General features: G+C 63.3%; 11 protein-coding genes and 1 tRNA gene. 4 read left to right on the forward strand and 8 right to left on the reverse strand.

Annotated elements, in window-relative coordinates; all coding sequences use genetic code 11:
- Positions 1 to 71: 71 nt before the first annotated feature.
- A complete protein-coding gene (locus tag AC5LXK_RS27090) occupies positions 72 to 1,028 on the forward strand; it encodes a DUF1176 domain-containing protein (protein ID WP_493391734.1) in 957 nt (318 codons plus the stop codon).
- Positions 1,029 to 1,071: 43 nt separating this feature from the next.
- Here the strand turns inward: AC5LXK_RS27090 and AC5LXK_RS27095 are convergent, their stop codons facing one another.
- A complete protein-coding gene (locus AC5LXK_RS27095; RefSeq protein ID WP_493391735.1) occupies positions 1,072 to 1,728 on the reverse strand; it encodes a pyridoxamine 5'-phosphate oxidase family protein in 657 nt (218 codons plus the stop codon).
- Between the two features lie 233 nt (positions 1,729 to 1,961).
- Between AC5LXK_RS27095 and pdxR the strand changes: the two genes are divergently transcribed.
- Positions 1,962 to 3,428 (forward strand): MocR-like pyridoxine biosynthesis transcription factor PdxR, encoded by a 1,467-nt coding sequence (gene pdxR / locus AC5LXK_RS27100; RefSeq protein ID WP_493391736.1) that lies wholly within the window; start codon positions 1,962 to 1,964, stop codon positions 3,426 to 3,428.
- Between the two features lie 7 nt (positions 3,429 to 3,435).
- On the opposite strand, the gene AC5LXK_RS27105 is transcribed toward pdxR, so the two are convergent.
- The 7 genes from AC5LXK_RS27105 to AC5LXK_RS27135 all read right to left on the reverse strand — a co-directional run bounded on the left by AC5LXK_RS27105 (position 3,436) and on the right by AC5LXK_RS27135 (position 12,086).
- Positions 3,436 to 4,986: a phospholipase D family protein gene (locus tag AC5LXK_RS27105; RefSeq protein ID WP_493391737.1), complete on the reverse strand. Its 1,551-nt coding sequence runs from the start codon at positions 4,984 to 4,986 to the stop codon at positions 3,436 to 3,438.
- A 257-nt stretch (positions 4,987 to 5,243) separates the two neighbouring features.
- A tRNA-Ile gene (locus AC5LXK_RS27110) sits at positions 5,244 to 5,319 on the reverse strand.
- 129 nt (positions 5,320 to 5,448) lie between these two features.
- Positions 5,449 to 7,872, reverse strand: a complete 2,424-nt coding sequence (gene rpoD / locus AC5LXK_RS27115) for an RNA polymerase sigma factor RpoD (protein ID WP_493391738.1) — start codon at positions 7,870 to 7,872, stop codon at positions 5,449 to 5,451.
- An 88-nt stretch (positions 7,873 to 7,960) separates the two neighbouring features.
- Positions 7,961 to 9,835 carry a DNA primase gene (gene dnaG / locus AC5LXK_RS27120; protein WP_493391739.1) on the reverse strand — a complete coding sequence of 625 codons (1,875 nt, stop codon included), beginning with the start codon at positions 9,833 to 9,835 and terminating at the stop codon, positions 7,961 to 7,963.
- A 69-nt stretch (positions 9,836 to 9,904) separates the two neighbouring features.
- The gene (locus AC5LXK_RS27125; protein WP_493391740.1) at positions 9,905 to 10,351 is read right to left on the reverse strand and encodes a GatB/YqeY domain-containing protein; all 447 of its coding nucleotides are present in this window, start codon (positions 10,349 to 10,351) and stop codon (positions 9,905 to 9,907) included.
- 195 nt (positions 10,352 to 10,546) lie between these two features.
- Positions 10,547 to 10,759 carry a 30S ribosomal protein S21 gene (rpsU, locus tag AC5LXK_RS27130; protein ID WP_006751743.1) on the reverse strand — a complete coding sequence of 71 codons (213 nt, stop codon included), beginning with the start codon at positions 10,757 to 10,759 and terminating at the stop codon, positions 10,547 to 10,549.
- A gap of 106 nt (positions 10,760 to 10,865) precedes the next feature.
- Positions 10,866 to 12,086 (reverse strand): BaiN/RdsA family NAD(P)/FAD-dependent oxidoreductase, encoded by a 1,221-nt coding sequence (locus tag AC5LXK_RS27135; RefSeq protein WP_493391741.1) that lies wholly within the window; start codon positions 12,084 to 12,086, stop codon positions 10,866 to 10,868.
- 226 nt (positions 12,087 to 12,312) lie between these two features.
- Here AC5LXK_RS27135 and AC5LXK_RS27140 point away from each other — a divergent pair, with 226 nt between their 5' ends.
- Together AC5LXK_RS27140 and AC5LXK_RS27145 are read left to right on the forward strand one after the other, a co-directional pair.
- The gene (locus tag AC5LXK_RS27140) at positions 12,313 to 13,464 is read left to right on the forward strand and encodes a tyrosine-type recombinase/integrase (RefSeq protein ID WP_493391742.1); all 1,152 of its coding nucleotides are present in this window, start codon (positions 12,313 to 12,315) and stop codon (positions 13,462 to 13,464) included.
- Positions 13,464 to 15,143: a site-specific integrase gene (locus tag AC5LXK_RS27145; RefSeq protein ID WP_493391743.1), complete on the forward strand. Its 1,680-nt coding sequence runs from the start codon at positions 13,464 to 13,466 to the stop codon at positions 15,141 to 15,143. The genes AC5LXK_RS27140 and AC5LXK_RS27145 overlap by 1 nt, the downstream gene beginning before the upstream one ends.
- Positions 15,144 to 15,162 lie beyond the last annotated feature (19 nt).

A 15,162-nucleotide genomic window follows, 5' to 3' on the forward strand; every position in this document is an offset into this window, starting at 1 on the left:
CAGCGCATGCCGCGTCACCCCTTCGCGATTTCAATGGCTGGGAAGTCGTTTGCGACAACGTCAGGCGATGCGTGGCCGAAGGCGCCGACAACGACAACCCCGGCCTCGTTGTCTGGCTGTGGCGCGACGCCGGCGCGAACGGCGCGGTGAAGCTGCAGATCGCGGCGGACAAGCCGCTGCACGCCGACCAGATGCGTATCGACGACCATCCGTTTCGCCTCGATCCTGCCACCTCCACCACGTGGCAGGACAAGGCCGCCCAGACCTACCCGCACCGGATCGCGACAACAGACGCCACCGCCGTATCGACGTGGATCACGGCTGCCCGCGACGCGCACGAGATGGCGATCGGCGACCAGCGCGTCTCGCTGGCGGGTTTGAGTGCGGCGCTGCTGGCTATCGACGATGCCCAGGGACGAGTCGGCACGGTCACCGCATGGCGTCGCACGGGCCCCGCGCCGGCTTCGTCGGTTCCGGCGCCTCAACCGCTCCCGGTCGTGACCGCAGCCAGGCCCGGCCCCGCGCTTTCCCCCGCAGAACAACGCCGGTTGATCGACTCGACCTTCGCGCGTGTTCACGCAGCCGTCGCACGCTGCGATGCGGACAGCGGCGCGCCCGATGGCGGAAAGGGGCCGCACGACGGCAGCGCCGCATTCGCGCTTTCGGCCGGCGAAGCGCTGGTCTCGCTCACGTGCGGCGACAGCGCGGCGTACAACGCATCGAGCCTCTGGTATCGCGTAACGCGCACGACACCGTTTTCGGCGAAGCCGCTCGTCCTGCCGGTCGATACCCGTGCGGCAGGCGATGACGCGCCGCCGCCGAACCAGCTGACCGGCGCGAGCTACGATCCGGGGAAGGCCACGCTCGCCAGTTTCGATCGCGCACGCGGGATCGGCGATTGCGGCGACGCGATGAAATGGGTATTCGACGGCACGCATTTCGTTCTGGCGGAAGATCGCGTCCAGGGCGCCTGCGTCGGACTCTTCATGGACGACTGGCCCTGGCTGCATCGCACGCTCGCGCGATGAACCGGCATCGACCGCGGCGTCGGCCGGTGATGCACCGCGCCGCTCAACCGGCCCAGTTCCGGACATAGTCCGGCACCGGCACGTCAGCGCTTTCGTCGGCACGGACCGGCGCGCCGCGCGTCGTCTTCAGCGGCAATATCCCCGCCCAGACAGCGAGCCCGAGATCCTCTTCCTTGTCGGACGGCAGCGAATCGCTCACTTTCACGGCCGCTTCCGCCATGGAAATCCGCAGCACGCTGGTCGCATTGATTTCCTTCGAATTGCCCGGTCGCGCTTCATGCCTGCGGCCCGGCGCGATCTTGTCCATCAGCGCATCCAGCGCGGCGAGCTTGTCCGCACTGCCCTCCACCACGTCGAACTGCCCGTAGATCACCGCGGATCGATAATTCATCGAATGGCTGAACGCCGACCTGGCGAGTACGAGGCCGTCCAGCAACGTGATCGCGACGGAAACCTGCGCGCCCGCGGACAGCGCCTTGATCATCCGGCTGCCGTTGGATCCGTGGATATGGAGATCATCGCCGCTTCTCCAGTGCGCGGTCGGGATGCAGTGCATGTCCTGTCCGTCGCCGAATGCGATGTGGCAGACGTAGGCCTCGTCCACGATGCGGTGGAGCATCGTGCGATCGTGACTCGCCAGCTCGGGCAGACGACGAATGGTGGTACGTGAGGTGGGAGAGATGATGGCCTGGTCTTTCATATATTCGCACTACGAAATTGATTGAATCGGTATCGGATCGTACCGATGCCCGGGTGACCGGCCTCCTGCCCGTCGACAGTCGCTCGCCGAATCGAGCACAATACGCGCGTGCGGCAGCCGGCAACGATCACCGGACATGCCGTGCACCGGCCTGCCCCGCGAGAACGTGAACGATACGATGCGCGTGACGTCTTCGAAAGAACCAGCACAAGGAAAATTTCTGGAACCAGCCTATGGATCTCGCGCTGCTCATCTCGTCGCTTTCCAGACAGGACGGCACGGCAAGGCATAGCCAGCAGGAAGCCCTCTACCGGAGCCTGCGCAACATGCTGCTGGATGGACACCTGCCGCGCGGCACCCGGCTCGTATCGACGCGCGTGCTCGCGGCCGAGCTGGGCATCGCACGCAATTCCGCGGTCTATGCGTACGAGCGTCTTGCCGAGGAAGGTTTCGTGGCGGCCACCCGCAACGGCACGATCACGCTCTGGGACGAATGCGGTCGCCCGAGCGCCGGGAACGACGACGGCCTCGCCACGGTTCGCCTGTCGGAGCGCGTGCACGGGCTGGAGAATGCCGATCCCGAGCCTGAACGCATGCTGCCGTTCGTTCCCGGCCTCCCTTCCCTCGACGAATTCCCCGTCGCCCAGTGGCGCCGCTGCATCGAGCACGCGTGGAAGACCATCACGCCCGCCCGGCTCGCGTACGGTCCGGCCGAAGGGCTGCCGGAACTGCGGCGCGCGGTGGCCGCCTACATCCGCGTCTCGCGCGGCGTGCGCTGCGAAACGGATCAGGTGTTCATCACCGACGGCACGCAAGGCAGCCTCGAACTGTGCGCGCGCATGCTGGCGAATCCGGGCGAAAACGGCTGGCTCGAGAACCCTTGCTACAACGGCGCAAGCACCGCATTCCGGTCGACCGGCCTGACGCCCGTGCCGATCGAGGTCGATCGCGAAGGCATGGCGCCGACCGACGAACAGTGGCGCACCTGCCCGCCCCGGCTGATCTATACGACACCGTCACACCAGTACCCGCTCGGCGCGCTGATGAGCCCCCTGCGACGAGCGGCGCTCGTCGAGCGCGCACGTGCCTGCGGCGCGTGGATCATCGAGGACGACTACGACAGCGAGTTCCGTCACGGCGGCCAGCCGCTGCCCGCGATCCAGGGCCTGCACGCCGATGCGCCGGTCTGCTATCTGGGCACGTTCAGCAAGACGATGTTCCCCGCCCTTCGGCTCGGCTTCATGGTGGTGCCGACGGTGCTCGTCGACCGCTTCACCAGAACGCTGCGGGAGCTCGTCCATCGCGGTCATTCGGCCGACCAGCTGGCGATGGCCGAATTCATCGACACGGGCCTCTTTGCGCGGCATCTGCGCAGGATGAGGGCGCTCTACGCCGACCGGCGCAGCAGCCTGGAGGCCGCACTCGCCCGCCACCTCGGCACGTCGCTGAGCGTGCGCGAAAGCCCCGGCGGCATGCATCTGTCCGCGGATCTCGCGATGCCGTTGCACGACACCGACATCGCCCGCGCCGCATCCGCGCACGGCCTGCTGCTTCAGCCGCTGAGCAGCTACCGCATCGGCGCAGGCCGCCGCTACAACGGCTTCGTGCTCGGCTATTCGGGGCTGAACGATGCGACGATCGAGACAGCGACGCGGCAGTTCGCGGACATCATCGACCAACACCGCCGCGCGCTGAGCTGAACGTCGCTCAGAGTTGCGATTCGATCGGAAACAGCCCGAGAAACCACACTTCCATTCGCCGCGCGGCTGACACCTCCGGCTCGTGATCGATCTCGGTGACCTTTCCGTCCGCATCGGTCTGAATCCACTTGAGCCGCCCCTTTCCGACCGGATCGGTTCTCGGCTCGACCCGCCACGCGATCCGGTCGAGCCGCGCCTCCAGATCGTCGGCGACCTGGGACGCGATCGCCGGGCTTTCGCAATACACGCCGATCTCGGTGTTGAGGTTCAGCGAGCGCGGGTCGAGGTTCATCGACCCGATGAAGATGCTCTTGTGATCGAACACGTAGGTCTTCGCATGCAGCGACGCACGCGACGAGCCGATGATGACCTGCTTCGAAATGCTCTTGTCGCCCGACGGGCGGCGCTCGTAGAGCCGCACGCCCGCGTTCACCAGATCGCCGCGATAACGCCGGTAGCCGGCATGCACGGCCGCCACGTCGGTCGAGGCAAGCGAATTGGTCAGCACCGTCACGCGCACGCCGCGTGCCGTGAGCGCGCGCAGCCGCTCGACGACGTCCTTGCCCGGCACGAAATACGGCGACACGATCAGCAGGTCGTGTTGCGGCTGCAACGCGAGCGCGCGCAGCTGCGGCATCAGGTGCCCGTCGGCGTCTTTCGGTGCGTGCGCGATCTTCGACGGATCGTCGTACAGCACCGTCGCGTGCCCCCACGACAATTCGGTGCCCTGGCCATGCACGATCCGGTCGAGTCGCTGTTGCGCCTCGAGCACGTACGGATTGTCTTCCATGGCGCGCAGGTAGTCGCGCAGCCGTTCGCGCTCGCGATCGAGCCCGTCCGGTGCCGCCTCGTGCCCGACGAGCGTATCGATCGGATACGCATACGGCGAATTCCAGAACGTATCGAATTCCGTCGAGATGTCCTTCACGGCCGGACCATGGACGACGACGTCGAGATCGCCGAACTCCAGCATCGACGATGCGCCGAAGTATTCGTCGCCGATATTGCGGCCGCCGACGATCGCCACCTGGTTGTCCGCGATCATCGCCTTGTTGTGCATGCGCCGGTTGACGCGCGAGAACTCGAACACCGTACCGAGCTTCTTGAAGCGGCGCGCGGCCACCGGATTGAACAGCCGGATCTCGATGTTCGGATGCGAGCTGATCTCGAGCAGCTTGCGGTCGTCCGCATTCGTGCCGAGATCGTCGAGCAGCGCGCGCACGCGCACGCCGCGATCGGCCGCGCGAATCACCGCATCGGCCAGCTCGTGCCCGGTCAGGTCGTCGTGCCAGATGTAGTACTGAAGATCCAGCGAGCGGTCGGCGCGATCGGCAAGCAGCACCCGCGCATCCAGTGCGTCGACCGGGTCGGTCAGCAAGTGGAACGCGTCCTGCCCCGGATGGGTGCCGGCCTGCTGCTGGAACGCTGCGCCCAGCCGCGTGTGTTCCGTATCGGTGAACGCGTGCGTCGGCGTGCGATCGGCCTGCGGCGGCAGGCTCGCGCACGCAGCGAGCACCAGCAACGAGAGAATCGCACCCCACGTACGCAGCATGGTCATGATGGCCGCCCCTGCTCCCGGCGAAATCTGATTGTTCTGGTCGCCGGATGGAGCGCGGCGCTGGTCGGCGATCCGGGCGGGCGCAGGGTTCGCGCACCGGCCGGTCGCGCCACAGCATACTTCGATTGCGATCGGCACGGCAGCCTCTCCGTGTTTCCCCGATCCGGCCGATCGTCCGCGCAAAGAAAAACCCGCGACGCATGAAGCCATCGCGGGTTTTCGGCATGCCGCGACACGGTGTGACGCGGCATGAAATCTGGTGGGCCCGGCGGGGTTCGAACCCGCGACCAATCGATTATGAGTCGACTGCTCTAACCGCTGAGCTACAAGCCCTGATGTGAGACGAAGCGTGCTACACGCCGCTCCGGCGAAGAAGCCGGGCCGGCATTGTAACAACAAAGGGGACAAACGCCACCGGCATCACGCGGATGCCGGTGGCGTTCGCAGCAGAGACGCTGGAAATCAGTTCCCTTCGAGGAACGACTTCAGCTTGTCGGAACGGCTCGGGTGACGCAGCTTGCGCAGCGCCTTGGCCTCGATCTGACGGATCCGCTCACGCGTGACGTCGAACTGCTTGCCGACTTCCTCGAGCGTGTGGTCGGTGCTCATCTCGATACCGAAACGCATCCGCAGCACCTTCGCCTCGCGCGGCGTCAGCGAATCGAGCACGTCCTTCACGACGTCGCGCATGCTGGCATGCAGTGCGGCATCCGCCGGCGCGACCGTGTTGTTGTCCTCGATGAAGTCGCCCAGATGGGAATCGTCGTCGTCACCGATCGGCGTTTCCATCGAGATCGGCTCCTTCGCGATCTTCATGATCTTGCGGATCTTGTCTTCCGGCATTTCCATCTTCTCGGCGAGCGTTGCCGGATCCGGCTCGAGACCGGTTTCCTGCAGGATCTGCCGCGAGATGCGGTTCATCTTGTTGATCGTCTCGATCATGTGAACCGGAATACGGATCGTGCGCGCCTGGTCAGCGATCGAGCGCGTGATGGCCTGACGGATCCACCACGTCGCATAGGTCGAGAACTTGTAGCCGCGACGGTATTCGAACTTGTCCACCGCCTTCATCAGGCCGATGTTGCCTTCCTGGATCAGGTCGAGGAACTGCAGGCCGCGGTTCGTGTACTTCTTCGCGATCGAGATCACGAGACGCAGGTTCGCCTCGGTCATTTCGCGCTTCGCCTGGCGGGCCTTCAGTTCGCCGGCCGCCATCTGGCGGTTGGTTTCCTTCAGATCCTTCAGCGGCAGCACGACGCGCGCCTGCAGGTCGAGCAGGCGCTGCTGCTGTTCGCGAATCGCCGGAACGTTACGCGACAGCACCGCGCTGTACGAATGGCCTTCGTTGGTGACCTTGTCGGACCAGTCGAGATCCGTCTCGCTGCCCGGGAAGCGCGAGATGAATTCCGAGCGCGGCATGCCGCACTTGTCGACGACGATGTGCAGGATCTGGCGCTCGACCTGACGCACTTCGTCCACCTGCGCACGCAGCGTGTCGCACAGGCGCTCGACGGTACGCGCGGTGAAGCGGATCGTCATCAGTTCGGTCTGGATCGTTTCCTGCGCCTTCAGGTAGGCCTTCGACTTGTAGCCTTCCTTCTCGAACGCGCGGCGCATCTTGTCGAACCACTCGCTGATCTGCGAGAACTTGTCGAGCGAGGCACGCTTGAGGGCTTCGAGCTGGGCGGCGTTGGCCGATGCCTGCGCGGCACCGTCGTCTTCCTCCTCTTCCTCTTCTTCCTCTTCCTCTTCGGCTTCCTCGTTCTCGTTCTCGATGGCTTCCGCTTCCTTCGCTGAGAAGCCGTCGGTATCGGCGGAGTCCGAAGCATTCGGATCGAGCAGGCCGTCGACGAGCTCGTCGACGCGGATCTCTTCGTTCGCGACGCGTTCGGCCATCGCGAGGATATCGGCGATCGTCGTCGGGCACGCGGAGATGGCCATCACCATGTGGCGCAGGCCGTCCTCGATCCGCTTCGCGATCTCGATTTCGCCTTCGCGCGTGAGCAGCTCGACCGTGCCCATCTCGCGCATGTACATCCGGACCGGATCGGTCGTGCGGCCGAATTCCGAATCGACGGTGGACAGCGCAACTTCCGCTTCCTCTTCGACTTCATCGTCCGACGACGCGGCGGGCGCGTTGTCGTTCAGGAGCAGCGTTTCCGCGTCCGGAGCCTGCTCGTAAACCGCCACGCCCATGTCGTTGAACGTGCCGATGATGCCTTCGAGGGCTTCGGTCTCGGTGAAGTTGTCCGGCAGGTGGTCGTTGATTTCGGCATACGTCAGGAAGCCGCGCTCCTTGCCGAGCTTGATCAGCGCGCGCAATTTCACACGGCGCTCTTCGAGCTCCTCGGCCGTACCCGGCGTGCTCGTCGCGAACGCTTCCTTCAGCAGCGCCTTTTCCTTGGCGCGACGATCGCGCACCTTGGATTTGCCCGGTGCAGCCGTGGCTGCGGCCGCGGGCTGCTCGTCGCTCTGATTTGCGTCGTCTTCGACGGATACTTCGTTCAGCTTTTTGGTCATGGAGTTCGCCGTACCGGCTATATCGACTCGCGGCTGCTGGACGACAGCCGGTTGAACCGTAGGTGCATGAGTAGTACGTACTGCCGTTTCGTCCGCATCGGCAGTCGTGTCCCTTGCGCTTTTCGCACTTGCCCGCTTCGCCGCCGGCTTGGCCGGCCCGGAGTCGGGTCTGGCGGCAGCCCGTGTTCTGGCTGCCGGCGCCGGCGCAGCCTGAGCAGTGCCGGCCGCGGTTTTCTTTCCTGCAGGGGCTGACGTGGCTGAAGACGTTGTCCTGGTGGAAGAAGCAGACTTGGCCGCTGTGACCTTCGTGGTCGGCTCCGTCGAGCCCTTGCCTGCTGCTTTCTTTCCGCCTGTCGTCTTTGCCATCGCGATTCTCGCCTCTGCTTAGAAAACAAACCGCTGGAAACCTTATATTATAGCACGCTGGTGCGCCCTCTCTAAGCGCCCCGGCCGCCTACAGCCCGAGCCGACGCTTCATGTCGGTTCGCTGCTGGTTCAATTCCGTCAATTCAGCCAATTCCTCGGGGGTGAAGGTGGATTGCCGCGCCAGCCGGTCAAGCCGGTCGCAGCAGGCGTCATAGCGCATCTTGAGCACCGCTGCCTGCAGTTCCTCCCCCGCGATCCGTTCCTGTTCACGCTGCCGCTCGGGCACCGTCTCGTCTTCCGGATTCTGTAACAGCAAGTCGCGGACGTTTTCATCATAGTCCAGAATTTCGCGGAAGATTTCCTCGTAAGTCGCCCCGTTCGAGGACGCCCGCAGGACATCCGACAGCAGCCGAAACTCCGCGCCGTCGCCCAGCGCACGCGCATGATCGACGACTTCCGCGAACAGTTCGCCGATGCGCGGCAGCGCACGCAGGGTCGCAAGCTGTTCGTCGTCGAGCAGCAACGCGATGCGCGGATGCATCACCAGCGTGCGCAACGCACGCTTTTCGCTGTCCGTCACACGCCGCCGCTCGCTGCGCGCAGGCGCCTGGCGCGGCGGCGCCGCGATCCGCGTATCGACTTCGGACAGCCCCGCGACCTCTTCGAACGGGATATCGAGACGGTCCGCGAACATGTGCATGATCTGCGCGCGCAACGCATTCGCGGGCAGCGCCTGCAACAGCGGCTTCGCATCGAACAACGCCTTCGCGCGGCCTTCCGGCTGATCGAGCGCCTTCCCGGCAATTGCTTCGTTCAACAGAAATTGTGACAACGGCATCGCACGCTCGACCTGCTCGGAGAACGCTTCGGCGCCGAACTCGCGCACATAGCTGTCCGGATCGTGCTCGGCCGGCAGAAAAAGGAACCGGATCGTGCGGTTGTCGCCCGCATGCGGCAGGCAAGCCTCGAGCGCACGCCGCGCCGCGCGCCGGCCGGCCGAATCGCCGTCGAAACTGAACACGACCATGTCGGTCTGGCGCAACAGCTTCTGCACGTGAATCGGCGTACACGCGGTGCCGAGCGTCGCGACCGCGTTCGGGAACCCGAGCTGCGCGAGCGCGACGACGTCCATGTAGCCTTCGACGACCAGCACGTACTTGCGCTCGCGAATCGCGAGCCGCGCCTCGAACAACCCGTACAGTTCGCTGCCCTTGTTGAACAGCGGCGTTTCGGGCGAGTTCAGGTACTTCGGCTCGCCGCTGCCGAGTACGCGGCCGCCGAACCCGATCACCTGCCCCTTCACGTTGCGGATCGGGAACATGATCCGCTCGCGGAACCGGTCGTAGCGGCGCGCGACGCCCTGCGCGTCGGTTTTCTCGCTGACGATCACGAGCCCCGACTCGACCAATGACTCGTTGCGATAGTCAGGGAACGCGGCTTCGAGGTTCTGCCAGCCGTCGGGCGCATAGCCGAGACCGAAGCGCGCGGCGATCTCGCCGGTCAGGCCCCGGTTCTTCAGGTACTGGATCGCGACGGTCGCGCCGCGCAACTGCTTGCGGTAATAGTCGCACGCAGCCGTCATCGCGTCGGACAGCGCGGTCGACACCGATTTCGACACGGGCGCCGGATAGTCGCCGCCACCACCACCGCCCCCACCGCCGCGCATCGACGGCTCGTGCGGCACGGTCAGCCCGACCGATTGCGCGAGCTCCTGCACGGCTTCCGGGAACGTGAGCCCCGCGTGCTCCATCAGGAAACCGATCGCCGTGCCATGCGCGCCGCAGCCGAAGCAGTGATAGAACTGCTTGGTCGGGCTGACGGTAAACGACGGGCTCTTCTCGTTGTGGAACGGGCACAAGCCCATGAAGTTGGCGCCGCCCTTCTTGAGCTGCACGTACCGGCCCACCACGTCGACGATATCGACGCGGTTCAGCAAATCCTGCAGGAAGGAAGGCGGAATCACCGTGGAATCTAGCGAAAAAGACAATACGATGCCCGGCGCACGCATCGCCGGGCGCACCGGGAACGGGCTTTACTTCGTGAGTGCGGCCTTGACCTGCGCCGAAACGGCCGTCATGTCGGCACGGCCGGCAAGCTTGCCCTTCAGCACACCCATCACCTTGCCCATGTCCTGCGGGCCCGCCGCGCCGGTTTGCGTGACGGCCGCCTGGATTTCGGCCGCGACTTCGGCGTCCGACAGTTGCGCGGGCATGTAACCGCCCAGCACGACCAGTTCGGCCTGCTCCTTCGCGACGAGATCGTCGCGACCGGCGGCCTGGAACTGGCTGATCGAATCCTTGCGCTGCTTGATCATCTTGTCGATCACGGCCGTGATGCCCGCGTCGTCGAGCATGACCCGGTCATCGACTTCGCGTTGCTTGATCGCGGCCATCAGCAGGCGAATCGTTGCCAGGCGCTCGCTTTCCTTCGCGCGCATCGCTGCCTTCATGTCTTCGCTGATCTGCTCTTTCAAACTCATCTTTCACCCGGGATGGAAACGTGAATCCGACGCCCGCGAACGGGCGTCAACACAAAAACCCGCTTGGGACAATGTCTCAAGCGGGTTGCTCGAATCCGGCATCGGCGACTCGCCGCCTGATCGGCTGTGCGACCTCATCCGGTGGCACGGAGCCGCCGGTGCGCCGCTCACCGAACCGCGCGGCGCCCAATCCATTCAGTACAGCTTCTTCGGCAGCGTCTGGCTGCGAATACGCTTGTAGTGACGCTTCACCGCAGCAGCCTTCTTGCGCTTGCGTTCTGCGGTTGGCTTCTCGAAAAACTCGCGCGCGCGAAGCTCGGTCAGCAGACCATTCTTCTCGATCGTGCGCTTGAAGCGACGCATTGCAACTTCGAACGGCTCGTTCTCTTTAACGCGAATGATCGTCATGATCCGACACGAATAAAGGATTGCAAGGAAAGACTACCGAGTATAGCAGAGCGATTGCCTAAAGGCACGGGGGCCTGGTCCCGCTAAAACGGGCCCTGCCGGCCCGTCAGGCGCCGCGCGAATACTCCGCCGCCGCCTGCCCGGCCGCCGTGCCGGACGCCCACGCCCACTGGAAGTTGTAGCCGCCGAGCCAGCCCGTCACGTCCACCGCCTCGCCGATGAAGAACAGCCCCGGCACGCGCGTGCTCATCATCGTCGCCGACGACAGCTCCCGCGTATCGACCCCGCCCTTCGTCACTTCGGCCTTCTTGTAGCCCTCGGTGCCGTTCGGCGTCAGCGTCCAGCCGGACAACGCCTCGCCGATCTGGCGCAGCGTCTTGTCGGGCAGGTCCGCGAGCCGCGCGTCGGCCGCGACGCGGTGCGTATCGAGCCACGCATGCGCGAGACGCGACGGCACCCAGTCCGCGAGCAGCGAGCCGACCTGGCGCTTCGACGTGCGCTTCGCATCCAGCAGGTCGGCCACCGTGTCGCGCTGCGGCAGCAGGTCGACGCGGATCGGGTCGCCGGGCTGCCAGTAGCTCGAGATCTGCAGGATGCCGGGCCCGGACAGCCCGCGATGGGTCAGCAGCAGATCCTCGACGAATTCGCCGCCACGCTTCTTGTCACCGGTCGACACGCGCACTTCGAGCGACACGCCCGACAGCGCCGCGAACGGCTCCCAGTCCTGCGGCGCGAACGTCAGCGGCACGAGCGCGGGCCGCGTATCGACGAGCTTGTGGCCGAACTGCTTCGCGAGCCGGTAGCCGAAGTCGGTCGCGCCGATCTTCGGGATCGACAGGCCACCCGTCGCGATGATCAGTGCGCGCGCACCGATCGTCCCGGCCTGCTGCGTATCGAGCATGAAGCCGTCGGCCGATTCATGGCGCACCGTGTCGACGACGACCGGCCGGCGCCACGCGATGCCGCCCGCGTCGCACTCGTGCTTCAGCACGTCGATGATCGCGTCGCTGCCGTGGTCGCAAAACAGCTGGCCCTTGTGCTTTTCGTGCCAGGTCACATGATGGCGCTTGAGCAGCCCGAGGAAGTCGCGCGGCGTATAGCGCGCCAGCGCCGAGCGCGCGAAATGCGGATTCGACGACAGGTAGTTGTCGGGGCCCGCATACAGGTTCGTGAAGTTGCAGCGGCCGCCGCCCGAGATGCGGATTTTCTCGGCCAGCCGCGGCGCGTGATCGATCAGCACGACGCGGCGGCCGAGCTGCCCGGCGACCGCGGCGCTCATCATCCCGGCGGCGCCCGCGCCGATCACGGCGATGTCATAAGTTTCCATGGCGCGGATTGTTCAGGAACTTTGCATAGGTTAGGAAAATTATGTAGATTTATCAGCCACTTAGAGGTAGGCGACCGATGACTATCTTAAGGAAGGGCGAATGATACATGCGACGACGGAGAACGCAACGCTTCGATGGTGGTGCAGCCTCGATTCGCAGATGGGGCCGCCGCACACAACCGCCAATCGACAGTCTTCATCCTTGCTGTTCGGCAGGAGAACCTGAATGCGGCTGATCTCTTCCACCTGCGACCTCCTCATCAGCGGCCGGCCCTATCCCGGTTTTCCGATCCTGCTTTGGGACAGCATGGATGGATGCCGCCCGGCCAACGAATTTTTCCGGTTCTATCTCTTGCGCGGCGCCATCGGCTCAAAAAAGTCATGGATCAACACTGCACGAGCGCTCTACGACTATTTCAGCTTTCTCCAAACGCATGATCTCCGCTGGGACGATGTCAGCCGTGGGGAACAAAAAACACTTGTTGCTGCTTATCGTGACTATTGCCTCGAGGAGTACGGCCTGGCCCGCACGACGGTGCGCAATCGTCTCGTCTACATCTGCAAGTTTTATGAGTTTGCGATGCACCAGCAATGGATTCCGACACTACCGTTCTCGTACGACATTCGTCGAATGAGCGTCGGTGGGCGATTTCTTGCACACGTAAACGCCTCTGGCGGCGTTGTGACCACGCCCGACGTAATGCCGCGAACCCACAAAGAGCTGCCAAAATTTCTTTCGTCGGCACAGGTAAAACAACTTCTGCATTCGGCTGAGAATCCGCATCATCGGATGATCATTCGCCTCGCTTTGGGAACCGGTCTTCGCAAAGAGGAACTTGCAACGTTCCCACTGGCATATGTCTTCGATCCAGACCGCCCCTACCGTCACGAGCGCAATGTCCGAGTAAGTCTTGATCCTCGCGATGGTCACGGCATGAGGACCAAAGGTAGCAAAGCCCGCGACATATATGTCAGCCGGCAACTGATGCAAGACCTCCATCACTATGCAGTCCATCAACGAGGTCTTCGCTCCGCGCTGAGCTCGCATGAACGCTCGCCGCTTTTCCTGAATCAGTCTGGCGAACCATACAGCTCAGACGGTAAGAGTCTCGACCGGATCGTACGTCTGATCGGACAGAGGATCGGACTCCACGTGTGGACCCATATGCTGCGACACACGTACGCAACTCACACCCTTGTAGCGCTTCAGCGTGAACGCAACCGAAACCGGATCGAGCCGGTGGTGTTCCTTCAGCGTCAACTCGGACATGCATCGATACAAACAACTATGGTGTATCTGCATCTGATCAACGAACTGGCCGACGACGCTGTACTGGCTTACGACGACGAACTGAATAACCTCACGGTGGAGAAGTGATGGGACAGCGCAAAGTCTTTGTGAGGACCGATCTGACCACGATAGAGGTCGAACGTACGGCTAGCGATGCCGGGGGCATCGGCATCCCACCCGACGTGATACCTCCTGCCAGCACTGTAATCCACTTCGAAAGAAGCGCATCAAAGTGTCGTCGGTTTGATTTTGGCCCATGGTACACCGTAGGTATTGATCAGATTACGTACGCCTGCCAGCGACAGATTGAACGTTTTCTCGACAAACAGGACCTCGACGTCGAGGTCTCAACTATCGCAAGCTACTGTACCTCTGGGCTGAAGCACCTCCTTACCTACCTGGCCATACACGCAACGGCAATGAGCCGCGCTCTCGAACTGCGCGATATCAATCGCGACATGATCGACAGCTACCTCGCTTATTTGCGAGACCGAGGTGTTTCAACACTGTCTCAGCGTACCTGCTACGCCTACACGAAATCGGTCTTAGTTACCCTTGGACGACGTGGCCTATTCGAGCTCGTGACCAGCGGTGACAACGTCACCTTCCCCAACAACCCGTTTCCTGGAAGCCATCGGCACGACAGAGGCGAGAGCCCTCTCACGCGAGCTGAACGCAAGGCATTTACCGCAGCAGTGAAAACCGCCGTGATGCCCATTCTGACAAGCAACAAAGCGCCAACGAGCACCTTGCTCGCGTATGCGCTTCTGGTCGTCGCACTCCATACTGGTAGAAACACGACGGCACTGATGGAAATGCCCATCGACTGCTTGAAGCCTCACCCGAAAGACGACCTCGAGTTCTTGGTGCTATACAAGCGCCGTGGACATACGACAACAAAGGTCGTGGTCCGCTCCGAGACAACGGCAGAGCGAACTGTGGAATCGACTCCTACATTGCGGCCGGGAGTCAGTCGACTGATTCGGCGGGTCATTGAACTCACTGATCAAGCTCGGATGGACGCGCCTCCAGATATTCACACTCGCGTCTGGTTGTACTCGAAGCGGCAGACAGACGGACAGCGCCGGACCGTAAATTTGAAGATTGGAACGTTGGACGAAGCGATCAAGAAACTCGTGCACGACTACAATCTTGTAGACAACGACGGCAAGCCGATGCGTATCAATATCAGCCGCCTCCGCAAGACGTTCACCAATCGCGTCAACGAAATCCTAGAAGGCGACGTTGTCACCACAGCCATCGCCGCGGGAAATACCCCACCAGTGACATCTCGTCACTACCTGCGTCCAGGGGAAGACTCAAAGCAGGACTGGCGATTCATGGGGATATGTCTTGTCAGCGAGTTGCTCTCAGGGACACTTGGGGCGACCGAACGCACACCACTCGGCAGGTGCTCCGACATCAAGATGGGGGAATACGCACCCAGACGCGCGGATGCTCCCTGCGAGAGCTTTCTGAACTGTTTGCGCTGCAGAAACTATGTTGTGACCGGCGATGATCTCTGGAGACTCTACTCCTTCTATTGGCGCGTGCTTAGAGAACGATCACGCATGGACCGAAAGCGCTGGAATCAGCAGTTCAAACACATCCCCCGTCTAATCGAACGCGACGTCATCGCGACAGGCATTGCACGGAGGGCATTCAGGGAAGTCGAGGTAACAGCAGCTCGAGAGCGGGCTCGACATGACCCGCACCCGTTCTGGGCAAGCCAGACAATCCTCGACGATCTAGATTCTCTGCAATGAACCACTCTCCAGCGAGCAC

The organism is Burkholderia pulmonis, from assembly GCF_984667975.1.

Bases quoted from the DNA above. Each gene is read 5' to 3' on its own strand.
- AC5LXK_RS27095 (WP_493391735.1), bottom strand. From the start codon at position 1,728: ATGAAAGACCAGGCCATCATCTCTCCCACCTCACGTACCACCATTCGT.
- pdxR (WP_493391736.1), top strand. From the start codon at position 1,962: ATGGATCTCGCGCTGCTCATCTCGTCGCTTTCCAGACAGGACGGCACG.
- AC5LXK_RS27105 (WP_493391737.1), bottom strand. From the start codon at position 4,986: ATGACCATGCTGCGTACGTGGGGTGCGATTCTCTCGTTGCTGGTGCTC.
- rpoD (WP_493391738.1), bottom strand. From the start codon at position 7,872: ATGGCAAAGACGACAGGCGGAAAGAAAGCAGCAGGCAAGGGCTCGACG.
- AC5LXK_RS27125 (WP_493391740.1), bottom strand. From the start codon at position 10,351: ATGAGTTTGAAAGAGCAGATCAGCGAAGACATGAAGGCAGCGATGCGC.
- rpsU (WP_006751743.1), bottom strand. From the start codon at position 10,759: ATGACGATCATTCGCGTTAAAGAGAACGAGCCGTTCGAAGTTGCAATG.
- AC5LXK_RS27135 (WP_493391741.1), bottom strand. From the start codon at position 12,086: ATGGAAACTTATGACATCGCCGTGATCGGCGCGGGCGCCGCCGGGATG.
- AC5LXK_RS27140 (WP_493391742.1), top strand. From the start codon at position 12,313: ATGCGGCTGATCTCTTCCACCTGCGACCTCCTCATCAGCGGCCGGCCC.
- AC5LXK_RS27145 (WP_493391743.1), top strand. From the start codon at position 13,464: ATGGGACAGCGCAAAGTCTTTGTGAGGACCGATCTGACCACGATAGAG.